We start from the raw sequence: 26764 nt of genomic DNA on the forward strand, positions 1-26764 counted from the left end.
TTTTGTCTTATTTTTTAAAGATTTATATTTTATAATGGCAGTATTTGTGTGTCAAGAATGTTTGTTACAGAAGTTCCATTTCCTTCAGTATTCCACATTTTGTATTCAAATTTGATTTTCAACTCTTCTGCTGGAATTGTTTTGTCTCTGTGCATTATTAATGCCTGAGAGTAATCTTTTGAATGCAGCACACTGTATTCAGATTTTAGATTTCCAGCTCCATCGAGTACTGCAATTGTATTTTGAATTTCTTCTAATGGCATTTTCGGAATATTAAATGGCTCAGGATTACGAATTAAAAGCGCTATGGTCTCTCCAGAATTCGTATCAATAATTCTATTTACCTCAGTATTTTGAGCAGGATCAAGAGGAGACAATTTTAAAATTCCTTCAATAGCACGGTCAAACAAATGCTGATATTTGGCAGCAATAGAATCACTTAAAGCATTTGTAATGTTTTCACTTTTAGGAGCGATTAAATAATACAAAGCATCAATGCGATCTTGATTCATGTTGACCTTTACATCATACATTGCACCTTTCGTTTTTTCTTCATCTAAGAAATAGCTCTGAACCTGTTCTTGGAAATCTTTGTAGCGAGATGTCTGGAATCCAAATTGATGTACCAGAATGTTTTTGCTTTTACTTGTTACTCCTATTTGAGCACCATCAAAATAGTTATTGACTAAAACGGTGTAAAGTTTAGAAGGCTTTAAATTGGTTAAACTCGTTTTGTATTTTAATGATTTTGGTTTTAAAGGATCTCCTAACTCTAAGCTGCACTTCATTGTAGAAGTATCTTTAATAAAATTGTTTAATATTTGAATGCCTGCTGGAATTCTTGGATCGTTATCGCTGGTCCATTTTTCACTTTCATCATCTACGCCCTCTGGTTTTGGATAGATAATTTCTTCTTCTCCTTCTACTATTTCCTTCATTGGAAATTCGATCAACAAATCAGTCAGCGGATCTTTAATGAAAAGATTTAATGCTCCTTTAATTTCAGGTCTGCCATTATCATATTCAGCCCAGTTTTTAAACAGGTGAGAAGTATACGGACTGTTAAAGAATAAAGAAATAGTACATTCTTTATTTCCATAGAACGAAGGTTTAGACTGCAGTAAACTTCCATCTGCATTTGGATAAGAACGGTTATAATCCAGATAACTTCTTAATGATGTTAATGGAGATTTAGACAATTCTGTCAATTCATTTTTTGCCGGTGGATTTTGGTTTTCTGGCGTTACAGGATCTGGAACAGGATAATGTCCGATTGGTCCAAGTGTTTTAAAACCATAATAATATTTAAATTCAGCTGGGGTCTTTTTATTATCATCAACAGTATCAGTTAATGTAAAATCTAAACAATAGGTTGTATTAGGTCTCCAAATTGGCTGTACCGTATTTTCGACCGCTGCTTTCATTGCTTGAAACTGCTCTGCTACAGCCGGAATATCCAGAATAGTTTTATTATGATAATAATCTTCTTTGCTCAGCCATTCTACACTTTGAATGTAAGTCGTGTAATCTAATTCAGGATCTTCGGAGCTTTCTGTATTCGAACAAATGACATTATCCGTCGTAATTATTTTTGAATTTTTAAGACTTCTTGTAAAATCTAATCCGGTAACTGAGCTTAATGCGGTTATGTTAATACTTCCGTTTGTTAAAGCAGTTGTTGATGTTGTCACTGTAACATTAGCAGCAGGATATAAAGAACAATTATCAAATGCATCACTGAATAATGAAAAATAAATTCCTTTTTCGTTTGATTTAGCAGAAAGCATCATGATCTCATTTACAGAAGGTTCATTTTGAACCTGAATAATAGAAGCATTTGTAATATCGCTTTCTCTCTGAATTAATCTTGTAAGACCTAATGTTTCATTAAATACGAACAAATAATGTGCATTGTAAGCGACAATAGAATTATTATTTAATGCATTGTTTGATAAATAAACAGCTGAATCAAAAATGGTATCATTTTTAACCAGTGAAACAGTATTACCATCAATTTGTGCTAAACCAAATTTATCGTTCGATAATTTAACCGAAAGCAAAATTTTGTTATTCGTTGTCATTGCATCAACAATTTCAACAATTTCAGTATTTGAAAGTACCTTTGTGTCGGTTACTGTAATAACTTTTGAAGAGATGTTAATACCTAAACGGATGATTTTTTTATCTTTCGTGATCAGGCTAAACTCGGTATCATTATGCTGAAGAACTTTAATTACTTCGTTGTTTATATTAGAATGATAAACAATTGTTCGATCGCTTCCTTTAATCCAGTAAATCTGAGTTTCATTTGATAATGTAGTTATCCAAAGCAAATCATTTCTGGTTAGTGGCAATACTTTGTTAAATCCTAAAGAATAAGTGTTCAAATATTGCGTTCCCAAGATTGGATTTAATTCTTCATCCATTTCAACAATTGCCGTTGCTGCAATAGGAGAAAGGCACCCTACAATAAAATCGAGATCAACAGTTGCTTCTCCGATTCCTTTGCATTGTTCTGCATTTAAAGCCTGAGTTACTAATAAATTACCATTTACAACTTGTAAAGAAGTAACAATGCCGTTAATCAAACGCTCTCTAATAATACTACCTTCTGAATTAACTTGTAACAGAATAGTAGTTTTTGAATTCGTTTCAGGGTGGAATGTTATTACATAAGAATCATTAAATTTAATTACCTGATCAAAAACGTATGAAATTCTTCCTTTATAACCGTAATAATGCGTAAAAGTTAATGCATTTGGATTACCTCCAGAATTAGCATTGTCATTTCCGGCATTCAATTTTAAGATCTCTAAATCGGCTAAAAGAGAATTGTATTTATCAATCTTTTCTGGATCAGTCAATTTAATTTCAGTTTCTCCGATTAGATCATAAGAAGTTTCATCAAATAATGCTGCAATTTCATTTCTAATTTCTTTAATACGTTTTGCATTTGCAGAAAGAGGACTAATTACAATTTTATCGATCTTTTTCTTCTGGTCATCAACCTCTTCACTATATAAAGTTATCTCATTTAAAAATTCTGCTTTGGTATAAGTTTGTTGTTCTGAAAGCTCAGTTCCGGTTTTTCTAAAACGAACAGGGATATAAGATGTTAGTTTTTCGCCATCTTCAATTACAGACTGGTAAGCAGAAATTACGACTTCTTTTGCCTGAGTTGTTAGCTTAATTGTAGGATCAATTGCTGATTCAGGGAAAATAATTTCTAATTCGTTATCATTTCTAAATGACAAAGATCTATTGTAGCCAAAAGGATTTCTATCGCTTGTAATACTCATGAAATCTCCGCCTTCAAGAGTATTATTTGCTGTAATTTCAGGAAGTTCACCAAGAAGTTTGAAGAATAATCCATTGATTTTATCTGCTTCATACTGCATCGGCACATAATAACGTTTCCCTATTTGCTTGTTAAGGAAATCTGTATGCTGTTTTTCGATTTCAGAAGAGGCACAAAATAATCTTGATGGTGTAATTCCTAATTGTTCTGGAATATGCCATCCAGGCTCTCCTGCGCTTAAAAAAGAAAACGGATTGGTTGCTAATACACGAATAGAATCATATTGGTCAATTGCTTTCTGCCAATGTGCCCAAGGTAAACTCTTCAAATCATTGGTTCTTTCTTTCTTTAATACAACTGCTTCAAAAGGATTATAATCTACCCATGCAGAACCATTCCAAGATTTTAAATTGATTGATTTAATTCCGTATTCATGTTTCACCTGACGCAATTTTCTACCCGCTTTCGATGTCTCTTCAGGAGGCATCTTATCTGTATAATTTTTAGCATCAGCGGTATATCCTCCAATTTTTTTAGATAACTCAGGATTAGGCAATACACCTTTAGCCATTTTAATATCGATATAAGTATCTAAAGGAATTACTGCGGATATAAACTCGGGTCTTGGAGTACCATTCGCAAAGACTTTATCTTTATCGTAATTTTTATCTCCAATAGATTTAAAATAATCAAGAGCAAATGCCTGATTGGTTAACATATGAACTCCTTTTACGTTCTCTAAAGTTCTGTCGTCCTCACCATCTCCAACTGTTCCTTTTGGCAGCGGACTATATGGCGTACGATCTACAATTCGGTTAATGTCCCACTGAAGTTCAACTTTAAAGTTTTTACGAACTCTTACAAAACCAATTCTTACTCGGACACTTAATTCCAGTTTTGCATAAATTAAAAACGGCTTAAAGGACTCTACAGAGAATATTGTATCTAAAGCAATTTCTACATTAATAATCAAAAGTTTGATTTGGATTCCTCCGCCGGCAGTAATATAACCACCCATTTGAGGACGTTTGAACGAAATTTTGCCTCCTAGTTCCAAATACGCCCAAAGTTTAACTTTGGCGGGACCAAAACTCTGCTGCAATTTGAAATCTAATCTTGCGCCGGCTTCAATTCCCTGAGCAGAAATCATAATAAAAGATTTTGCTGTAAATAAGGTTAAGACTTCTGCTGTGATAGGGTCTTTTTTGCTTCCGAGATTTACATACCAAGGCTTTTGATTCTTAAAGAAGAACCCAGCTTCTAATAGTGCATGAAGTTTAATAATTTGACCACTGTCTTTTGGAATGCTGAAATCTGCTCCAGCTGCCAATTCTAACGAATCATCACCAAAGGCAACCATCGCAAAAAATGGCGGATTACTAGGATCTGTTTCAATAAGTCCTAAACGTCCCGAAATAACATTAAGCCCTGCTTCAATATAAAACAAAGTAGGCAGAGACAGCAGCAGCATTGCTCTCAAAGAGAGTACATGACCGCCATCTGCAACTGTACCGAAAGTAGCTCCGGCTCCAATAGAAAATGGAGTGTCATATTCCATCGAATCTGGCGGTCCGCTGAATTTTTTAATGTTAATACCCGGCTTTGGATGTTTATAGAAGTCATACCAAGAATCGTCTTTTGTTAATCCTGCGGCTTGTTTGGTGGCAACATATCTAAATCCTAATAATCCTCTAAAAGCATTAATAGCCAGGAATCCAAGTGGAATAGGAACAGGTAGATCAATATTAGCATCGATTAAAAAAGCTGGATATTTGGGCATAAAACGCATTCCAACACTTCCTGAAATTTTTGCTTTAGGAAGTTTTAATCCAACCTCACCAATAAACTCCTTAGATTTACCAGGCTCAGGAAGCGTAATCATACCGTGGATAATAGCCATAGCAGAAGCTTCTGTAGCAGTTCCTGGAATAATTAAATCAACTTCAATAGTTTGAATTCTGATAAATGAATCTTTTGAACCTCCATCAACAGCATAATAATATTTAACACCTTCACCACGTGCATCTACTCCAAGCGGATTGATACTAATGGCACCATCAAATCCCCAGAAATTATATTTACGGCCGTTAATTTGAGTCGAACCAAAGTTAATATTGGTAACTGCCATTTGAACAGGACCCAAATTAACAGAAAGACTAATCGGAATAGGAATTGATCCTCCTTCGACTTCAATGTTTCCATCGCTGTAAACACGAAGTTTTTCAACTTCAAAGCCTTTTCCTTTTAATAAACTGCCCATTAAAGTTTCTTTAGGAAAAGAAACAGAACAAGATGTGCCTAAATAGTAATCATCGTCTTGTTTACCAAGCTCGAAACTGTTAAAATCTATGTTTATAAGATCAAATAGATTTGCTCTTGGCTTATTATCTTTAGCAAATGAAGCTGTAAGATTGAAATCTCCATCATCGTATAAGTGACCTTCGAGGCCAACCTTTAATGCATTATTATCTTCTCCCTTAAGTTTAGGGATTTCTAAAGCTCCTTTAATATTAGAGCTGACAACTTTGTTTTGTTTGAAAGTTATATCAAATTTATTGAAACCTACTTTGAAACCTTTTTCAGAAGAACCAATAGTTTTCCAAAGAGTATTATCTTCTATTTCCAGCAAAAATGCCTGATAATCCATAGCGCTGCTAAAAGAATAATCTGTATTCGCATTTATTACTGAAGATTGTAATCCAGCTTTTGTTTTTAATGCTAATGGAAATTTAAAAACGTACGGTAATTTGGCTGCGTATAACTTTTGCAAATAAACAAGCAAAGCAGGGTAGTCAGCAATTTCTTTTTCATTTACAACACCATTTACTTCGTCTTTTTCAAACATTGTAATGGGGTAGTAGAAATCGAATTTTTCATTAAAATAATTAAATGAACCACTTTTTGGAGCTGGGACACTTTCCAGATAAATATTTCCAGAAAGACCACCAGAACCCACTAACAAATCTGAAGCCCCAATTTTTAATGTTGAAGGATTGTCTGGATCGTCTTTCGAATAAAACCATTTTGAAGGTAGTTTAACAGAAGCTGCGCGGGCATAAACGCCAACGAAATCATTCGGACGTCCGTCTGCATCTGCTTCTGGAATGTTTGTTTTTTTACTTAAATCGACTTTTAAAGTATCTAATTCCAGTATTAAACCTGTATTACCAATCATGGCATTTGAAGGCGTTAATGAACCTCCTAATTCTGCCTGGTAACCAATACCAGCTTCTGTATCTGCATACAATTGCGCTTTGGCAAACACGAACGTGGACTTTGTTGCTGGATTTGGAAAAGCAGAGCCGTCTGGTTCAACAGGCTTTAGAATGCTTTGTGGGAATTCGATACCAGCACTTAATTCTAATGTGGCTTTGGCTTTTGGAGTAATGATTCTCTTAATATGAGCTTCGATTCCGTCTGGAGCTACAATGTTGTAAAAATCTTGTAATCTTTGCTTGATTTCGTTTACTGTGAAACCTGCTTTAGCAATATAAACACCAAATAATAATAACGGAATCGATTTTGTAATTGCATTATTATTGTTGATTAATGTGATAATACTATCGATTGATTGTTCAACATCTTCTCCAAATCCTAATTCTTCAAAAGTTGGATCTTCTTTTAGTTCATCTAAAGAGTTAATATCTGCTAAAAGCTGTTCGTATTTGGTTTTTCCTTCTTCGGCTTGAACAAAAATATTCATCATGTGGGCAATCACTTGTTCTTCGCTGATGCGGAAAACCTGAAGACCTACAGAATAAAAATCCTGTATAGAGAAAGAAAAACTGCTGGAGCTAAATGTTTTTAAAAAAGCTAAAATTTCCCATTGATATTCCAGTGTAATTGGAAACGATGAAATAGACTGATCTCCGTCTTTTAAATCTGGATTAAGGACAAGTTTAAGATCAAATGGCAGCGGAAGCGCTAGTTGACTGCTGGTTACAATATCAAGACTGTAAAAAGCAGAATCACCTCGATATCCTTTTGAATATTGTAAATTTTTATAATGTATTTTATCGAAAATAGAATTTAGACCATTTTCAACAAATGATAGAAATTCGGGTAAGTCGTCTACAGTAATAACCTCCGATAATCGAGGATAATATCTTGCTGCAGGAATTGGATTAGTTGGCATATTCTAATTTGTTTTTGACTTTATTTTGGTTCGTGTTTCGGCATGATTAAGTTGGGGGTGTAAAACAAACAGGGTTTGCAAATGATTAAAACGGTCATTAGTTTTTGTTCAGTTTTATGTTTTTTGAGTTCAAAAAGATGTTTCAAAAAACAGCCTGATTTGAATTGTTTTTGAAGTGTTTTTCTTTATTACAGTGTAAAGATCTGTCTAAAATTGGGGTTTAAAAAGCAGATGCATAGTGGTTTAACATGGATGTTCTGAGGCTTTACAGAGTTGTAAAGGAAGTGGATGAGGTTCGTTTTGATTTAAGAAAAATTAAAAGGAGGAGGAAATTTAAGGAGTAAATTAGAATTGACTTTTAAAACAGCTCAAAGACAAAAATCTTTGAGCTATTTTTATAAGCTGCATTTACTAAGAAATGGAGAACCAATGTGATATTGCTTATGATAATATTTCTATGAGTTCAATTAGAATCCATCCAAATGTAGTTTTTCTATAAGTTGCTGGGAAATTTGGTCGGTCTGGACGAATATTAGTGAAATAAACATAGGTTCCAACTGCTACATCAGGATAAAGATTATCCAATTGAGATGATGTTCTAGGTATAATTTGTAAAGTGTTATTTATAATATCTGTTGGTAAATCTTCTTTAGTCACAAATAAAGAAGTATCTTTTGTGCTAAGTAATTTGTATCTCTTTCCAGAAATTGTTTCCCACAATTGACCATTTGAATCTCTTTCTATAGCACCGTTTTGAGGTATACTTGTCAAAGCACCATTAGGAATCACTAACGCAGGTTTTTCAATTGTTCCAGCACTAAGCTCAAGTGATTTTGCAGTAATATTTCCCTCTTTGCTAATTGTAGAAGTAGTATCGGTTCCGTTACTACCCGCAAAAACTAAACCTGTTCCTGTTGAAATTGATTTAATATTTGCTCCTGTTCCAGCGTTTGAAATATTAACATTGTCAGTCTTTGTATTACCTGTAATTAAGACAGTTTTATTAGCTGAATTAGGAGAGTTTACATATAAAGCAATTCCATTACCGTAACAATAGAAATGCCCGGCATAACCAGAATTGGTTTGAGATAAGATAGCTTTTCCTTTTGTGTTGTCGCAAAACAAACTTGTCCCTAAATTTGAAGATAAAGCAATGTTTTTTGAATCGTTATTGTCAGAAGTATTATTAATTACAATTCCTGCATTTTGTGGATAAGAAGTATTTGTTGCAGTTTTTACACCCGAAAATGTCTGATTTCCAGATAATTTCATGTTGTTACTATCTGCTTGCTCTACCAAATCTTTTAATACTTTTCCTTGTCTTGCATCTAATGCTTTTCCTTCGGTTGTACAATCTAAAGCATTATAATTTTCTGTTTGGAGATTGTTTAGATCGCTAAACTCTAATTCACCTTTTTCATTGGTTTTTAAAATTTTGTTACGCTGATTTGTTTCTAAATCTGCCACTCTGATTCTGTTGTGATTTGTACTCATTTTTAATTAATTATTTACGGGTTTTAAAAATTACAGGCTTGTATTCAGTTATTTTAGGGGTAACCGTAATTAATTCAAGCTGAAGTATACCTCAAAAAGACTTTTTGATAATCTTGTATGATGTGCAATGCAACTTGAAAAATTATTGTTTAAAAATTGTGTTAGTGGCGTCACAATAGATTTTTGTTTTACAGTCTTGTAAAAAACAAGTATGTAAGGTGTAAGGATGACTTTTAGAAAAGCGAATAATTAGGTTGGAGTGGTTTTGTACGTTACGGTTTTTGAAAAATGGTACGATTTCCTGCTATTTTATAAAAAGCTTTTGAGGGAAGATTTGAATCTGCATCAGCGTCTGAATCATTTGCATAGCTTGGAGGTGTGAGATAAACAAAATTGCCGTTCTCATCAAGGTAAACTCGCATTTTCTCAACTTGCATATCAGTTCCTGACACAGTTTTTTGTCCTGTGTAAAATTCTACACGGCTTTTTCCGGTTCCTTTTCCTGTACCAGATTTTATTTTTTGTGTACCTCCATTGAGATTTGGTATACCTGTTTGATTAATGGCTAGATAAAATACATCTGAAGACTCAACTGTTGCATATATATTCCCATTCACATGAGTATCTACACTTGTCCATGCTCTTGGAGTCTGACCAGTAGGAAGAAAATTTCCTGTTCCCGCTGTTTGTTTATAAATATCACCATTATAAACACTAGCAAAAACATCTCCACTGGGTAAACCAGTAATGCCTGTCCATCCTCGGGAAGTTTGACCAGTAGGAAGAAAATTTCCTGTTCCCGCTGTTTGTTTATAAATATCGCCTCCTGATACTGTAGCATATACATCACCATTAGGCATACATTTAATACTTGTCCATGCTCTTGGGGTTTGCCCTAAAGAATTAAATGCACCAGTTTGGTTTGTCTGCATGAAAATACTTCCCCCCATTATTGCAAGGTATACGTTACCATTAGAATGACAGCTTATAAATGCAAGTGTATTTGTATTATCAAATGAATATTCTAAATTGGCAGCCCCAGTAATATTCGCTTTTGAGACTACATTACCATTTCCTCCACTCCAAACAGTATTGACAACATATAGCTTATTAGTTGGAGATATTGAAAATGAACATTTATTAGAATTGCCAAAATTAAATAAAGGCGTAAAAATTCCAGTTCCAGCTATTTGTTCATATATAGCATTATAATTATCCAAGACATAAGTATTACCTAGTGTTGATGTAGCTACTTGTTTAAAATAGGATGTTATTCCTGTATTTAATGAAAAAAATGATGTAGGTGCATAATTGATGGTTCTACCTGCACTCAATATTAAATCCCGACCTATGGTTGTATTATTAGATTCTTCGATCCCAATTTCCCTATCGTTTTGATTACCAAATGTTAAGTCTTTTGTAGGAGTGTTAATTGTACTAATACCTACAAAACTACCATCATCCAAAATTCTACTGTTTCCAACAATTGTAGAGCCTACATATTTAGCAATTCGGTTAGTTGTCCCTGCATTGATTACACTAGTAATATCGGAAGTCATTGCAACAGTTCCGTTTTTATCAGGGAAAGTCCAGGTTCTTGATGCTGTAGCAGTGCTTGCAATAAATGATGTAAAAGTGTTCGCTGCGTTTCGTAAACCTAACATTAAGTTCAGGAAAGTTTTTACTCCAGAAACCGTTTGAGCTGTAGTGGTGTCCATGTCTGGTGTTGCAATATTACCACTTCCAAATATTGAATTTCCTCCTACCGTTTTAAATAGAGATTTAAAGTTTGCCCATGTCATCATTCGGGCTAGAGAACCAATTAGAAAGGGCATTTTGTCTGTGTCAGCGATTGTGTTGACAGTTTGTAATGAGTTTTGGAATGCGCCGAAATTTGCATCATCAAGTTTTGGCTGAAAATTATTTTCTACATCGCTAAATTCCAATTCACCATTTTGGTTGGTTTTTAAAATTTTGTTTGGGTCATTTGTTTCTAAATCAACGACTTTAATTCTGTTATGATTTGTACTCATTTTTAATTAATTCTTTATGGGGTTAAAATCATTGGTAGTATTTGTTGTATGTGGTTGCAAAACAAAAAAATATTGTTTTGATGTGACTTTAAATAAAGACAATAGAAGAGTAGGGAAACCTATAGTTTTAAGTTTCCAAATTGGTTTTTAAAATGTAATTTTTGGGTTTTCTTAGAAGATCTTTAATTTTAAAAACAACTCAAAGATTCTTGTCTTTGAGTTGTTTTTTTATTTAGTAAATAGCAACAAAACTTATAAAGTAAGTTCCAGTTTTATTTCCAAACTTGTATTTTCTGCTCATTTATTATTTTTGAGCTAATATAAGAAATACGTTACGTTCACGAGCAGGACGCTCGCGCCAGCGGAGTGCGGATACCTAAAAATTAGGAATTGGTAATAACTCGTCTGTGAGGAAATAATTCATTTGTTCATTAGTTAGATTACAAATTTGTCTGCATGTTTCAAGATCTAATGGAGCTGGCTGATTAGGAAAAAAATATTCTTTATCATAAGTGCTTTGTGAATTCAAAAGAATTTCAATTAAATTTCCAATCTCATCGTATTTTGCTCTAAAAACCTTAAAATCTTTATCCAGAATAGTACCATCTTCTAAATTTGGTAAACAATAGTTATTGTAAATATCTTCACTATAGAAATACTTAACAGAACCGTCATGTAAAGGTTGATTGTTGATAATATCAATTTGATTGTATGCAATTATTCTTCCTTTACTATCTCTTATCAGGCTGTTTTTTAATTCTAGAATCCCATCTTCAATATAATCTTCATTTTCTATAGTATAATTGCCTGAATTTTGTCTAGTTCTAATTCTAAAAACATTTGTATTAGGATATTCTTTAGATAAATTTTCTAAAACATTACTTTCATTGTTGTCTTTGTAATAAGTTACATGAAAATTTCCATTTGCATATTTGTTTTCAATTTTTTTTACTACATTATTGTCATGAAATTCTTTTTTATAGCCATTCATTTTTAGAGCTTGAATTTCTGAAATAGATTCGTTAAAAAAATTCTTATATAATACTACCATAATTATTTTGTTTTTATTGTTAAATCCGGTTGTAGTCTTCTATCTGTTTTAGTGATGTCAAATACATTAAAATCTGTGGATTTTGGTGTATTTGGTTTGTTCGCCATATTAGAAATATCTTCTGCTAATGTATAAATATTTCCTTCACTATCTATTCTTAGAAGAGCGAAAGCGTTTATTTGATCTTTTGTATTTGAATGATAAAGTGCTTTCTCAATTTCTTCAAGATCATTAAATCTTCTTCTTTTATTTAATTGCTTAATTATAATCGCTCTGTTTTTTTCAAACAATTCAATGTTTTTTGCAGTTAAATTCCGTATATGTAATCTTCTAATATATCCAGAAATATCCATATCAGGAGGATTCACCTTATATAAAGCAGAACCAGAAATTTGATATTCATCTAAATAATTTAGAAGTTTTACATTTCCACCATAATAATATTTACCCAATATGCTTAAAAATTCTGTTTTGAAATCATTAAAGTGTTTTGAATCATTTAATAAGCTAAAACAAAAAGGCACTTTTTCTCTTTCTGTAAGGAATGTTTTGTAAAACCTCATTTGTTCAATAACTTCAGCTTTAGTTTTCTGTTTAACAGTTCTAAAACTTTTAAGGATGAAATGTTCAGTTACATCATTTGTGTTTTTAAAACGAATATCTGTTAGTTCATCTATTTCTAAAGATTTACCAAAATCAATCATTTCTTGTAACTCGGCTTCTGTATGCAAGTACACATCTCCTCCTGTTACTCTTTTCCAAAGCTTATTAGGTGTATCTTCTACGTATTTATATAACGAGAACCTTGGTAATTTTCCAAAAGCAGCTGGCTCGTTTAAAGGAGTGTTTTCTAAAATAATAGCTGATTCACGATAAAGTTTATTTTGTGCAAGTAATAAGGTATTTTTTAATTTTCTATAAAGAGCTATTGCAATTAGGTCAATTGGTAAAGAATTTAATCTTCCTAATGATAAAATTCTAGTAGAAACTTCATCGATTATTTCTGGAGATGCGTTTGAACCTAATTGTTGTAATTTTGATTTTAAATTAGCAATTGTTTCAGAATCATTTGCACCTTCACCAGCAATTTTGAGTAATTTAGCAGCTTCTCTTTTTGCAATTAAAGATGCAATTCCAGTACCAACATTAGTAGTGAGACATGCCAATTGGAAAACTGCAATAAACGTTTTCATTCCTTGACAGAAAGAATCATTTTCACTACACTCCACGAAGTTGGCAAAAAAGCCTAGGACTCCAGCAGTAAATTCAACTCCTCCAACAACAATCTTTAAACCTTCTAATGATTTTAATGCGACTTCACCTGCTTTTAATCCAGATGCCCCCCACTTGAGATGCTTTAGTTTTGCTAAATTTCCAATACCTGTAAAAGTTGTTGCTACATCCACAACATATCCTAAAATAGATTCGGCATCACTACTGTCTCCGTCTTTGTCAATAAATGACAAAACAAAAAGAGGGATGAAAGAATTTATATTTTGGCCATTAATTGAAATATTTTGGCCATTTACAGTAGATAAAGCAGACCTAGTTTCAATATCTGTGCTTAATAAAGTAACAGGTTGAAAAAGATCATAAATTCCATATTGAACTTCATTTTGCTCTACAAGAGTGATATTTTCATCACTACGTGATGATATTACTGGTAAGGATTGGTAAGCAATTATCTTATTGCCATCAATACTAAAATTAAAATTATCAAAATATATACCTATAATTTTTGAAGATTGATATGGCATCAAAATAGGAGAAGCATTAGGTCTTGAAATTTTATACTCTTTTATTTCTTGTGATGAATTACTCCAATAAACAGGGTCGTAAGCAACATAATGGGTGTAATTAAATAAAGATTGGTTTGTGTTTTCTGGTGCAAAGCTTGCAATTGAATTAGAACTTCTAAAATCAATTGTTGCATTTTTTAATTTATCATTGTTGTCGTAGGGATTATATTTACTAAATTGCCATAGCATGTATATTGCCATAACAAATTGTCCCTTTGTTGTAGTTGGTTGATATTCTGTGCCTAAGACCCAATTTGATAACCCTAGTAAGCCTTGTTTCATATTGGTGCTTGTACTCATACTGTTATATAGCACTTCATAGAATGTTGTTTCTTTTTCGGTTCCTGTTTCGTATGGGTATAGAAAAAAACTTAAAAATTGATCTATTTCCTTGATGTTAGATTGGTTAAAGGAATATACTATATTTATAACTAGCTCTTCTTCTTTTATTCTTTCAAGATTATTACTTAACTTATTTTTTATTAAATAATGCAATATCTTCCATTTCTCATTGACTGGTAATCCTGACAATGATTGTGAGCTAAGTCCCATTGCTAACCAATAAAGTTTCTCTGTTCCAGAAGATTCTAATATTTTTAATTGATTTGAGTATGCAACTTTATAATAATCGGTTATATTTTGATTGAATTCTGCCAAAGTTTCCAAACTTGGATTTATAAGAATTTCATCAGATAGCCATTCGATAATTTGGTTATTTATATAAGAAATTAGATCGTTATTTTGAGCGAATAATGGGAAAATCTCACGCTCAATTTTGTTAATCATTATAGCAATTTTAGTAATTAAAAAAGCTGCAGAATCTTTTTCTTTAGTTACGTTAAAAGCATTAGCTATATAAATTCTTTTATTATAGAATTGCTTAGAAGTTATAGTTGCTTTATCAAAATTAATTATAACCGGCTCTTTATCATTGGGAGTAATGATATTCTGATTACTATCTAAAACAGGAATATTTCTTTTATAAATAATATTAAATTTTTCTAATTTATAAAAAAAGTTATATGGTGCTTCAATATGTAAACGAAATACTTCAATTTCATCGCCATCTTTAGCAAAAATTATATCAGCATCTTTTAAAACAGACTCATTTAGTTTTTCAATTGTTATAATATTTGCAATATATTTTAAAAACTGACTTTCTAAGTAATATCCTGCTGAGATTGGTTTGTCATAACCATTTAAATCTCGAAGATTAAATTTATCTTTATTAACATGTTTATAAATTTTGTCTGGTTTTCCAATTGCAAATTGATCAACAAAACCTTGTAGATCAATTTTTAAAGAACCAGGAACGAAAGAGGATTTTCTAACAACTTTTCCTGTTTTTAATATTACGGCATTTTCCATCTTATTCCGTTTCTAAGTTTACGTTTAAATCTAATTTCAATTTTGACAATTCTAAATCTGGCATGTACTCACTATATCCTTTACTAAAATGGTAAGTCCGATCAAGTGAATAAACAAAAACAGAATTACCAGGTTCTTCCAATTTATTATTACCATCCTCATCTTCAGTCACAATGGCAACTTTATATTTCTGATATTTGATATTTTCAGGAGAAAGCAACTCACTTCCACCTTCAAAAAGATCCATTAAAAACAAGCGAGGATTCTTTTTGCCTTCGGTAATTAGAGCTTTTATTGCTTCATTTTCATCTTTAGTTAGTCCCAGAATAATTTTGTTAGGAGTAGCGCCATCCAAAGTTTTTAGTTCTAGTCCCGTAATAGTTTCAGTACTATCTGTAAACATTTTCAAATTGTAATAGTATGGATCGGGTAGTTGGTAGGTTTTGCTTTTGCCAACAGCACCACCAGCTGAAGAAGATGTATAAGTTGTTGAAGCTGTGCTTCCGGTTGCAGAAACAGCATTGTTCATAACATCTACTGCCTCTGTTATGTAAGTAACACGATCAACAGTAGGATTTTCTTCAATTCCAGTTTCAATGGCATCATTTACAGTAAGAGTCTGTACAATCGAAATTCCCTGCTGTTTTTTATCATAAAACTCATTGATAAGATTGAGCTTTTCAGAAGTCATTCTGGAATAGCTTTTATCGCTACCTAAATTCAATAAAGGGCTAGCTTTTATTAAATTAAAAACATTGTCAAAAAAGTTTGCCTTTCGATATGTAATTATAGGAGCCCCTTCTTCATCTGGTACTACTTGCGGATCAGTATACAAATTCACTTTTCCTTGATAAAGTAAAATACTAAGAGAGGCAATATTTTCACCAGCTAGAGCAGGAGTTGTCAATTGAATGGTTGAGGTGAAATCTGCGTAATTGCCTTCTTCATCAGGAGGTAATCTTAATCCGTCAGCATTGATAAAAGTGTCTTTTTGAGCGTTGACTACATTGGCAATCTGTCCGTAACAAGCGGTGTTGTTATTGTTATCTGTTGGAAATTGCAGGTATAAATTGTTTGTTGTAACTGTATTTGCCTGTTCTTGAGTATTAACTAAAACTGGCCAGCCTAATTTGCCATACGTTACGGCTGCCATAGGAACTTCTTTAGTTACAGGATTTTCTAATAATCCTGTTTTTAGGTTTTCTAGACCTTCACCAATTTTATAGTTTCCGTAAAAATCATAGCTGCGCGTACGATCACTTTGAATGTAGATGTACCAATTGTTTTTGGTTGCAAACTTGTTAATGACATCGCTGTAAATGGCATTTCCTGTTTTCTTTGTTTTGGTTCCAGAAGTATCTACTGTTACAGTGCCATCGGCTGTATGTAAACCATAAAAAGCAGCAATATCAATAAATTGAGTACTTTGCTCGCGCTGAAGTTTTTTCGCAAAATCGGTAGAACCGTTTGTTACAATTTCTGCAAAAGGTTTACGTGCGTATTCCAAATCGAAATTAAACTCAGAATTGTCGAAATCATGTTTGTAATCGCCATAATTTAAGACGACATCAATTCCGCATTCGCCTTCAGCAAAATTACCTAACGTTTTACCACTATCGATTAGTGGAAGTTCGAATGGATGCTGTTCTTCTTGAGTATTATTTTTCGTTTCAAATTTCGATTCTTTAAAAAAGAAATCGGATAATGGAGTTGATAATAGTAGAGCAAGATCATTTTGATCGAGATCGGTTGGAGGTTCCTCATAACCAATAAACTCAGCTTTAAAAGAAGGTTTTTCAATTGAAGCATTTCCATCATAGAATGCTTTAAAATTGATATTGATATTATCAATTAAATCTGAAACTGCTCCATCATTACTAATAACTAATGGCTGATTACCAGAAGTGAAAAAATCACTTTTTCTCAAACCTCTATAAACAAAGTATTTAATGTTTAATCCAGGAAATGGTTGTTTGTAGGGGCGGAGAATAAGATTTACTTTTTCATTATTGCCACTTTGAGGCTGAACTAAAACAACTCCTTTACAGATTGAAAAGGCTTTTTTGGGTTCATTGCCAATGGTAAATCGAGAAGTCAGGTTGAAAACAGTTTCAGACTTGGGCCCAAAGCCTTGAGCCTCCTGTTGCTGAGGAAAACCTCCTGACTCTATAAAAAAATGAGATTGTGCGGACATATTTTGCGTATAGTTTTAAAAGTTTTTATTTAAACCATTCAGGTTTATAGATTTTGGAGATGCATCTTCCAATCAAAAAAAGCAGTACAAGAAGCAGTAATCTCCCTAGCCAAATCTGGGCTTTCTGCAAAAAAGTGAGATGATTGCTAAACTTGGTAATGGTGATCGTCTTCTCTTGGACATCTTTTACTTGTTTCGATTTCCAATGTGCATAGAGTTCCTGTTCTTTAAGGTTGCAGTCGACTTGGAGTTTATTGTTATCAAGACGAACCTTTGGGCTTTTTAATGTACGCCCTGGTTCGGCTTGAATAACATTTTTAAGAACAACTTTTCCGTTAAGGCATTCTAATAATGCGTTGTAAGAACTGCTGTCTTTTGCAATTTTAAAAACAGTGTCGTGAAAGGTTTCAGTAATCGTTATCGTCTGAATTTTATTTTCATTTTGAACTGGCTTCGGACTTCGGCATGAAATCATGATAAGGATGATGAAAAGAGAAAAAACAAGAAATTTTGGTTTTTTATTCATAATTAAGATTGGTTTAAAAATTTTGTTTTTAGATTCGTAAAAAGCCTTTAATGCTTTTTATATCGCGTTTTCTTCTGGCTACTTTATAACCTTCTCTTCCGCCAGAATCGTTGGTGTTTCCTTCAATGGTGTAAACAGTGTTACCAGCAATCTTTTCGACAAATCCGGCGTGACCATTACCATTATTAAAATCCATGATAAATACGTCTCCGGGCTGAGGTGTCTTTTTTATCAAAAGAGGTCTCGAATTGTATTGGTCTAAAACACCTCCCGTTTTCTTTAAAGGATTTTTTTCGTTAATCTGAAGAGAAGCTTTCTGTGCGCACCAGTAGATAAAAGCCATGCACCAGGCATATCCTTTACCAAGTCCGACGCTTCTTAAATAAATTTCGACTTCGGGGCCTGCGTTACTGTTTCTTGGCATTTCTTCGACACCAATTTGAGCGGTGGCGATTTCTAAAGTTTTTTGGGCAAGTGTCATGATGTTTTTCCGTTAAGCTGTTTAAATTTTTGTAATTCGTCAACCAGTTGCTGGTTTATGAGCATTAGTTCTTTGTGCTGTATTTCCATTTTTTTAATGGTTTCTGTTGCGGCTGTAAGTCTCGCAGTAATGTCGTCGAGAAGATCACGGTAATATTTTACGGCGCTTACGGCGTTGTCGAGTTCGGCGGCACGATCTTGTGCCAGTGATTTTCGCATAGAGAAAAACCAGGTAATAAAAGCGGCAAAAAAAGCCGTTAGCGAGGGGTATAGAAACTGTTCCATTTGATGTTGAATGTTGGGTTTAAAAATGATTTGTTCAAAAACAGCTTTAGCGTTGTTTTCGAGAGGAATCTTAACTAGGAATTTTTCTAGTTTTTGAGCGCGGTTGTTTCCTTTTGAGATTGCAAAGATTGGGTGAAAAAAGCCCTAAAAAAAACAAATGCAAGGTCTGCGAACATTTGTATTCTAGGGCTTTACAGAGTTGTAAGGAAAGCGAACAGAAGTCGTTTTAGATGAAGTAAATGCTTCATCTTTGCATCACAATAAGGATGCTTTTGAAGATAAATAAAGAATGATTTTTTTCTTTAATATGAATTAAGAAGACCTTTCCTGATTGCTCATAAGTTCTTCGATTTTTTTTAGTTCAGAAGTGATAGGTGTACAGAGAATTTCGTACAAAGTAGTTCTGGAAATTGGATAAACGGGATAGACATATTTACGCCACACAACAGTAGTTGGAATGTCTTCCGTTTTGTGTTTTTGATACAGTTCTTTAATGAGTTTGTAACGCATTAATTTATTTTTTTGAATTCCGAGACTTCTGTTTGAGGATATAGGCATGAGAGAAAATATTTTGAATGATAGAAAAAAGAAAAAGTTGTAAGAAGAACGAAGTTTAAAAGAGTTATTAGTTTGAATTATAAAGACATCATATTTAAGACAGCCAAACCATTTGATCATATTCAGTAATGGTTTTTACTTCCCGATGCCATTTTATATTGAACCTCGTTCTGAGGTTGTATTTGTTAAAGATTTATTTAACAATTTAGGTCAGCAAACTTCGCATGACAATCCTGTTTCCAAAACTTTTTTAGGTTTGGATTCCAATAGAAAGAATGCGTTTTGGCTGTTTATTATAAGGGCAGAAATCGCCCGTTTGTCGGTTCCTGGTTCTTTTCAGAAAGAAGAAGAAACAGGAACCATTTTTATTTACCTGCTTTTTTCGGCTGCAGGTTTGAAGGTCGTTTTAGCCTTTATAAGTGGCTGTTGTGTGTTTTTTGAATCTCGGATTTTTGATTACAATACTTTCGTACTGATTAAAAGCCAGACGTTCTTTTTTTGATAAGTCATTATTGCAATTCCAGTTCCCGAGTCCGTCTTTAAAGATCGTATGTTCATTTACTTTGTAGCTTTCGTGATCTGTAATTGGCTTTATTTTTACGCTCATTCAGGTATTGTTTAAAAGTTGTTTTTAATTTGAAATAAAACCATTCTCTAAATAAAAGTATAGGCTTTAAATTGGTTAGAATTAACAGGATAGTTAATAGCAGTGATAGATAAATATCGTGATTAAGCTGCATGGTTCTGGTTGTTTTGCTGGTTAAAGAAATCAAAAGCATAGCCTTGTAAAAAATCTACAGAAGACATCGATAGCGGAATATTCGTTCTTACGCCATTTTCGTCAATTCGGCTTGCCTCAATAAACCAGCTTGAACGAACAGGCTTAAAAGACGAAGCGATAATTTCAACACCATCTGTAAATTCTTCATTATTAAATTCTTTTGTTAGTTTCTGAAGTTCCAGAACTCGTGAACCTTTTAGATTTCCTTTAGCATCCTTTTTTAAGAGGTTAAAAACAATTTTTACTAATGATGCTGTTTCTTTGCTAGTAGAAAGCGATGAAATGTAATTCTGTACTTTTTCAATTCCAATAGTTACAGTATCATCCCAGCCTTCGTTAATGCGATACCCAATCGTAATTTCTTCTTTATCATTTGAGAAGGTATGAGACATTTGTTTTTCTTTAAAACCATAAACCTGATTCTTTAAATCCAAAATAGTTTCAAACAGCCTGAAAGTTTCAGTTTTAGCATTTTGCATCATTTCAGAAGTTTCCTGTAATCTGGAAAGTGCTTTTGGAATCGTTTCGGCAACCAGTTTTTTATAAGCATCTCTCTCTTCATTTTTTTTATTTTCGATTCTATTTAAGGCTTCTTTTAGTTCTTGTGCTGAAAATTGAGTTAAGTCCATAGTCTGGCTGATAGTGTTTGTAGAAGGAGTGTTCATAATAAATTGGCTTTTAGTTTTGTAATAAAATTTCTTCTTGAAAAGGATCGCTGTAATAAGGTTTAAAATTATAGAGAGCACAAAGTCTCCAAACCTCTTTTAGTTTATTTTCAATGGTTTTTGAAACTGGGCGGGGAGAAGCTGCTTCATTATCTAGAATATGCATCCATTGAAAACGTTCTTGATTAATACATATTCTTTCACCTGTCGTGAAAGTTTTGTTTCGTACTGAACAATATTGAAGTGCCAGATACAATTGTGCAATTCTTGCTTCGATTTGATTTCTACTCATGATTTTTTTCTAATAAGGTTCGTAATTTTTTAATGTCAGATTCTATTAAAGCTCTCTCGGAGCTGTTCGGATTTTCAATCAGCCAATGCTCCAGCTCTTGAATTTTTTCCTTGATTTGATTTGTTTCCATTTTTATTGATTTGAGTAAAAAATTAATATTTATTTTTAATTAGTGATTAATAATACATTTAATTCGTAGTTTTATTCCTATTGCCCGTAGTGGTTTTGTATGCTGTTTTTGAACTATTTAATTGTATTGTAATTTGCTTTTAATCAGTTATTTATTTAGTATTAAAGGTTTGTTTGTTTATTATTTGAAATGTAAATTTGTTAACGTTTCTGTTGTTTTTAAAATTTATTTTTCTTTACTTTGCAAATATAATGTAAAATAATACATTAAACCAAATTTTTAACGTAAAAAAATACATCTTTTTATGGGTTCAACGGAAAGAATGAGAGAGTATCTTGATTATAAAGGGATTAGTAAGTATAAATTTTGTAATGATTTAGGGTTTTCCAATAAGTTTTTGGATAATAGCAGTAATATGGGAACTGACAAAGCGTGTAAAATATTACACTACTATCCAGAGATTAATTCTGAGTGGCTTTTAACAGGGAATGGGCCAATGATTAAGGAAGAAAATACAAGTGTAATGATTATGAATAATGATAGAAAAACAGTTGATCCCACGCATGTTAGTCAGGAGATACCATTATATGATTTGGAAGCAGTAGCGGGTTTAAGGGAATTGTTTAGCAGTGGTGAACCGCAAAGAATTCTGGATACCATAAAAATTCCGAATCTTCCAAAATGTGACGGAGCAATTTCTGTAACTGGAGATAGTATGTATCCTTTATTGAAGTCTGGTGATATTATTTTGTATAAAGAAACTGAATTTGAAAATATCTTTTTTGGAGAAATGTATCTTTTAAGTGTAAAGCTGAATGATTGGGAAGAATATATTACTGTAAAATATGTTCAAAAATCAGAACAAGGATCTGATTTTGTAAAATTGGTAAGTCAGAATTCTCATCACCAGCCAAAAGATATTCATATTTCTAAAATCTCTGCATTGGCACTTATAAAAGCAAGTATTAGGATTAATACCATGATGTAAGTTTTGATTATAAATGAAAAAAAGCCTTTGAACTAAAATAATGTTCAAAGGCTTTTCTTTTGAAGTTTGCTTTTTCTAAAAATGAAAACTCTTCATATTTTAGAAAGTTTGAGCCTTTATTTTTAGAATATTTAAGTTTAAAAATGGGCAACAATCTTATCCAAATTATATTAAATCTGTATAAAAATTCATAAAATCTACATTAAAAGTCAGAATGACAATAACTTGGTAAAATATAGTATTTACTGAATATTCTATTTAATTTTAAGCTTAAAAAAGAGATTTGTTGAAAAAAAATTTTACTAAAACGTTTTTGTAAGTTTTGCTTACATATATTTGCGATGTACTAAAATATTCAAATATAAATTTATTACCCGATGAAAAAGATTACAATTAGAGATATTGCGAAACAGGCAGAAGTTTCGATTTCTACTGTGTCTTTTGTTATCAACGGCAAAGGCGAAAAAATGGCTATCAGCCCAACTGTAATCAAAAAAGTTCAGGATGTGGCGCAAAAACTGCACTATAAACCAAGCATGATCGCCAGCAGTTTGCGAACAGGAAAAACAAGATCAATCGGACTTATTGTTGAAGATATATCGAACCAGTTTTTTGCAGATCTGGCAAGAGTTATTGAAGACGAAGCCAAAAATATTGATTACAGGGTTTTTTACTGCAGTACAGGAGATGATAATAATCGTTCGGAAGAATTGATAGAAAGTCTTTTGCAAGCCAATGTAGAAGGGTTTATTATTACTCCAACCCGAAATTTAGAGAAAACAATCAGTCATCTTTTAAAATTACAAAAACCAGTTGTACTAATCGATAGGTATTTTGCCAATCAAAAAGTAAGTCATGTTGTAATGGATAACTACGAAGGATCTTACTCGGCTGCTAAATTCTTGATGAACAAGGGACGCAAAAATATAGCTGTCGTTAATAATAAATCTGGTATGATCCAGATGAAGCTGAGAGAAAAGGGATATGTTGAAGCGTTAAAAGAAGAAGGTATTTACAACGAGAATTATACGCTGCATCTAGATTACCATGCTAGTGAACAAAGCAGAATTGAAGCAATCATAGACTTTTTTAATAAAAATAAAGAGATAGATGCAGTTCTGTTTTTAGCAAATTACCTCGGACTAGCAGGACTTCAGGCTTTTAGGGTTTTAAAATACAAAATTCCAGAAGACATTTCGGTTATCAGTTTCGATGATCACGACAGTTTCAAACTTCATACACCAACAATAACTGTTATTGCGCAGCCAATAGAGGATATAGCAGTAAAATCAATTCAGCTCTTAATGAATCAGATGACAAACTTTGATGATTTCAAAATAGAAAAGGTTCTCGAGAAAGGAACTTTGATCGTAAGAGAATCGGTTTAAAAAATTTAAAAAAAGGTGAGGACTTTTTTTTTAATCATTTTGCTAAAACGATTTAGTAAAAAACTAAAAATCAACTGCAGCCTTAAACAGCTGTTTATTATGATATTGCAAACAGAGTACAATTTTTTATTAATTATTTAAAAACAAACACAAATCAACAAAACGAGTCAAAACCAATAACCAAAACAAAAAGCTTATGAGACGAATATTAGCAGTGTTAGGAGTGATATTGCTTAGCAGTTTAAGTGCTGCCGCGCAAAATCGATTAATAACCGGCATAGTTACAGATGCAGAAAACAAGGGAATTGTTGCTGCGTCAATCGAAGTTCAAGGAAAACCATTTAGTGCTGTTACAGATGCCGAAGGGCGTTTTAAAATGAATGTTCCTGAAGGGAAAGTTACTCTTAATGTATCCTCGATGGGATTTCAGTCAAAACAGGTGGTACTTCAGGAAAACGAAAGCAGAGTTTCTGTTGTATTAATTGAAAACACACAGGAATTAAAAGATGTTGTAGTAACTTCATTCGGAGTTAAAAAACAAAAGAAAAGTCTAGGTTACGCCGTAGGAGAATTAAAAGGCGAGGACCTGACAAAAAATAAGGAAATTAACTTAGGAAATGCACTTCAAGGTAAAATTGCCGGAGTAAACGTTTCTGCACCAGTTACAGGACCTTCTGGTTCGAGCCGTGTTGTAATTCGTGGAGCAACTTCTGCGTCTGGACTTAACCAGCCTTTATATGTTGTAGATGGAATTCCGATTGACAATACTCAGCAGGGAAATGCTGGAATGTGGGGTGGTGCTGATAAAGGTGATGGTATGTCTTCTTTCAATCCAGATGATATTGCTTCGATGTCTGTATTAAAAGGTAGTGCTGCTTCTGCGCTTTATGGGTACAGAGGATCAAATGGTGTTATCTTAATTACAACTAAAAAAGGTAAAAACGGATCAGGAATTGGTGTAGACTTCAGTACAAATTCTACTTTCAATACACCTGCTAGCCTTTTAAAATGGCAAGATCAATATGGTGCCGGAGCTCCAAATGCAAGCGGTGTTCCAACTAGATTTACCAATTTACAAGAACTTAGAGATTCCTACTATTTTGCATGGGGAGATAAATATGACGGAACACCTTCATTATCTCTTGACGGTAAAACTAGACCTTATCAGGCTTACGGAAAAGATAATGTGGAGAATTTCTACAGAACAGGATATTCTTTCAGTAATACTCTAGCAATTTCTGGAGGAAATGAATCAACAAACTTTAGATTATCTTTTGGAAACACTAAAGACGAATCTATTTTGCCAGAAACTACTTTTGGTAGAAACAACGTGGCTTTGAGTTTAAATTCGGCTCCAAATAAAAAAATCAGTATAGAGAGTAATGCTCAGTATATTTCGGAGAAAAGTCATAATCGTCCATATTTAAATGACTCACCAAGAAACCCATCTTTCCCAACGACTTTCATGACTCCAGGAACAGATATCAGATGGATAAGCAATCCTTATGATGCAAACGGTGGTGAAGAAGACTTTTTAGGAGCCAATGTATATCATACAAACCCATATTTTGCTACGAAATCTCCTTTAAATGACGATCTTAGAAAGCGTTTTATTGGTTCTGCAAAAGTAAATTATAACATTACAGATAAAATTTATGCTAAAGCTGTTATTGGTATTGATGATATCAATTATGAATATACTGAAATTGAGCCTACTGGAATAAATTACAACCCAGGAGGATCTATTGAAAACAGAATTGAAACGCGTTCTGAAGTAAATGCTTCTGGTTTTTTAGGCTACAAAGGAGATATTGCTAAAGACCTCTCATTGGATGCCTTTATTGGTGCAAACCGTCAGCATAATAGATACAGCGGTATTAAAATGAAAGGAAATAACTTCATTGTTCCGTTCAAATATTTCTACGGAAATACACAGCCAGATAAAACTGAAAAATTATTTTCTGAAAGTGAAGTAAACTCTCTTTTCTATTCAGCAGATATTGGATACAAAGATTTCTTATTCTTAAGTTTAACAGGCCGTGAGGATTGGTTCTCCACCTTAGATCCTGCAAATAACAGCACTTTTTATCCTTCTGTAAGTTCAAGTTTTATTTATTCTGAAGTTATAGGTCTTCCTGAGTGGATTTCGTATGGTAAAATTAGAGCAGGCTGGGGTAACGTTGGAGGAGCATTACCAGATGCTTACGCTTTAGCATTGACTTATACTACGCCAGACGGACAAACAGATTCATTAGGTCAGCCAATTTTGGGTGTAAATGGAGAAACAATTCCAAATAGAACTTTAAAACCGTATAACGTAAGTACAATCGAATTTGGTTTTGAAAACACGTTTTTCAACAACAGAGTAAGTACAGACTTAACATTCTACAGCAAGAAAACAACAAATGATATTACAGATGCCGATGTTTCTCAAGCTTCAGGATATAGAACTACAAAAATTAATGTTGGAGAAATCCTAAACAAAGGGGTGGAGTTTGCTATTAATGTAAAAGCAGTTAAGACTGAAAATTTCTCTTGGAACGTAGGTTATAATTTTGCTTACAACGATAGTGAAGTTTTAAATCTCTCTGATAAAATCACAACAAAAACATTAGAAGGAAATAGAGATGGAAGAGCTAATGTAGTTTTAGAAAAAGGACAACCTTTTGGAGTTATTAAAGCGTACGATTATTTAAGAGATACAAATGGCAACATTGTATTAGATACGAATGGAAAATTCTTAAGAGGAAATTTAATCATTGCGGGACAAGGTGTTGCGCCAACATCTATGGGACTTTCAAATGATTTTTCATATAAAAATTTCACTCTTTCTGTTTTTGTTGATGCTAAATTTGGAGGAGAAATCTATTCTGCTACCAATCAGTTAGGAACACGTTACGGATTATCTGAAATTACACTTCCAGGTCGTGAAACAGGAGTTGCAGTAAGCGGAACAGATGTTAACGGAAACCCTGTAAACACCACGGTTTCGGCATACGATTACTGGAGAAGCTACAGTGATGTAACATCAAACTTTGTTTACGATGCTGACTTTGTGAAGCTTAGAGCAATTTCATTTGCTTATAATTTTCCAAAAGAATATTTAAAAAGAACGCCATTCCAGTCTGTTAGTTTAGCATTTTCAGCTCATAATTTATGGACTATTTATGACAAAGTTCCAAATATCGATCCCGAGTCAAATTACTCAAACAGTAATGCTCAAGGTATGGAGAGAGCTTCTATGCCTTTGACAAGAAACTACGGTTTTGCCCTTAATGTCAAATTCTAATACTAAAAAA

17 protein-coding genes are annotated in these 26764 nt (G+C 33.0%); 3 read left to right on the forward strand and 14 right to left on the reverse strand.

Going from position 1 to position 26764, the window contains the following annotated elements; translation table 11 throughout:
- Positions 1 to 29: 29 nt before the first annotated feature.
- The 14 genes from QMG60_RS09460 to QMG60_RS09525 all read right to left on the reverse strand — a co-directional run bounded on the left by QMG60_RS09460 (position 30) and on the right by QMG60_RS09525 (position 21089).
- Positions 30 to 7433 carry a hypothetical protein gene (locus tag QMG60_RS09460; RefSeq protein ID WP_281867620.1) on the reverse strand — a complete coding sequence of 2468 codons (7404 nt, stop codon included), beginning with the start codon at positions 7431 to 7433 and terminating at the stop codon, positions 30 to 32.
- A gap of 441 nt (positions 7434 to 7874) precedes the next feature.
- The gene (locus QMG60_RS09465; RefSeq protein ID WP_281867621.1) at positions 7875 to 8927 is read right to left on the reverse strand and encodes a hypothetical protein; all 1053 of its coding nucleotides are present in this window, start codon (positions 8925 to 8927) and stop codon (positions 7875 to 7877) included.
- A 272-nt stretch (positions 8928 to 9199) separates the two neighbouring features.
- Positions 9200 to 10960 (reverse strand): hypothetical protein, encoded by a 1761-nt coding sequence (locus tag QMG60_RS09470; protein WP_281867622.1) that lies wholly within the window; start codon positions 10958 to 10960, stop codon positions 9200 to 9202.
- 376 nt (positions 10961 to 11336) lie between these two features.
- Positions 11337 to 12011: a hypothetical protein gene (locus QMG60_RS09475; protein WP_281867623.1), complete on the reverse strand. Its 675-nt coding sequence runs from the start codon at positions 12009 to 12011 to the stop codon at positions 11337 to 11339.
- Positions 12012 to 12013: 2 nt separating this feature from the next.
- A complete protein-coding gene (locus QMG60_RS09480) occupies positions 12014 to 15178 on the reverse strand; it encodes a hypothetical protein (RefSeq protein ID WP_281867624.1) in 3165 nt (1054 codons plus the stop codon).
- A gap of 1 nt (position 15179) precedes the next feature.
- Complete coding sequence (locus QMG60_RS09485; protein ID WP_057119688.1) at positions 15180 to 17372, reverse strand: hypothetical protein; 2193 nt, start codon at positions 17370 to 17372, stop codon at positions 15180 to 15182.
- A 25-nt stretch (positions 17373 to 17397) separates the two neighbouring features.
- The gene (locus QMG60_RS09490) at positions 17398 to 17898 is read right to left on the reverse strand and encodes a hypothetical protein (protein WP_281867625.1); all 501 of its coding nucleotides are present in this window, start codon (positions 17896 to 17898) and stop codon (positions 17398 to 17400) included.
- 28 nt (positions 17899 to 17926) lie between these two features.
- Positions 17927 to 18379 carry a CHAP domain-containing protein gene (locus QMG60_RS09495; protein WP_057119682.1) on the reverse strand — a complete coding sequence of 151 codons (453 nt, stop codon included), beginning with the start codon at positions 18377 to 18379 and terminating at the stop codon, positions 17927 to 17929.
- Positions 18376 to 18663, reverse strand: coding sequence for a methyl-accepting chemotaxis protein (locus tag QMG60_RS09500; RefSeq protein WP_057119681.1), 288 nt, complete (start codon positions 18661 to 18663; stop codon positions 18376 to 18378). The genes QMG60_RS09495 and QMG60_RS09500 overlap by 4 nt, the downstream gene beginning before the upstream one ends.
- A 312-nt stretch (positions 18664 to 18975) precedes the next feature.
- Complete coding sequence (locus QMG60_RS09505) at positions 18976 to 19221, reverse strand: hypothetical protein (protein ID WP_057119678.1); 246 nt, start codon at positions 19219 to 19221, stop codon at positions 18976 to 18978.
- A gap of 406 nt (positions 19222 to 19627) precedes the next feature.
- Positions 19628 to 19828 (reverse strand): hypothetical protein, encoded by a 201-nt coding sequence (locus tag QMG60_RS09510; protein WP_281867626.1) that lies wholly within the window; start codon positions 19826 to 19828, stop codon positions 19628 to 19630.
- 122 nt (positions 19829 to 19950) lie between these two features.
- Positions 19951 to 20667 (reverse strand): DUF3164 family protein, encoded by a 717-nt coding sequence (locus QMG60_RS09515; RefSeq protein ID WP_057119675.1) that lies wholly within the window; start codon positions 20665 to 20667, stop codon positions 19951 to 19953.
- Between the two features lie 13 nt (positions 20668 to 20680).
- Positions 20681 to 20959 carry a hypothetical protein gene (locus QMG60_RS09520; RefSeq protein WP_281867627.1) on the reverse strand — a complete coding sequence of 93 codons (279 nt, stop codon included), beginning with the start codon at positions 20957 to 20959 and terminating at the stop codon, positions 20681 to 20683.
- A complete protein-coding gene (locus tag QMG60_RS09525; protein WP_281867628.1) occupies positions 20952 to 21089 on the reverse strand; it encodes a hypothetical protein in 138 nt (45 codons plus the stop codon). The genes QMG60_RS09520 and QMG60_RS09525 overlap by 8 nt, the downstream gene beginning before the upstream one ends.
- Before the next feature lie 304 nt (positions 21090 to 21393).
- On the opposite strand from QMG60_RS09525, the gene QMG60_RS09530 reads away from it, so the two are divergent.
- From QMG60_RS09530 to QMG60_RS09540, 3 genes are all read left to right on the forward strand, one after another.
- Positions 21394 to 22077: a S24 family peptidase gene (locus QMG60_RS09530; RefSeq protein ID WP_241774405.1), complete on the forward strand. Its 684-nt coding sequence runs from the start codon at positions 21394 to 21396 to the stop codon at positions 22075 to 22077.
- A 377-nt stretch (positions 22078 to 22454) separates the two neighbouring features.
- Positions 22455 to 23465: a LacI family DNA-binding transcriptional regulator gene (locus QMG60_RS09535; protein ID WP_281867629.1), complete on the forward strand. Its 1011-nt coding sequence runs from the start codon at positions 22455 to 22457 to the stop codon at positions 23463 to 23465.
- Between the two features lie 196 nt (positions 23466 to 23661).
- Entirely contained in the window at positions 23662 to 26754 is a 3093-nt protein-coding gene (locus QMG60_RS09540) for a SusC/RagA family TonB-linked outer membrane protein (RefSeq protein WP_281867630.1), read from the forward strand.
- Positions 26755 to 26764 lie beyond the last annotated feature (10 nt).

It is taken from the genome of Flavobacterium sp. GSB-24, assembly GCF_027924665.1.
GTDB lineage: Bacteria > Bacteroidota > Bacteroidia > Flavobacteriales > Flavobacteriaceae > Flavobacterium.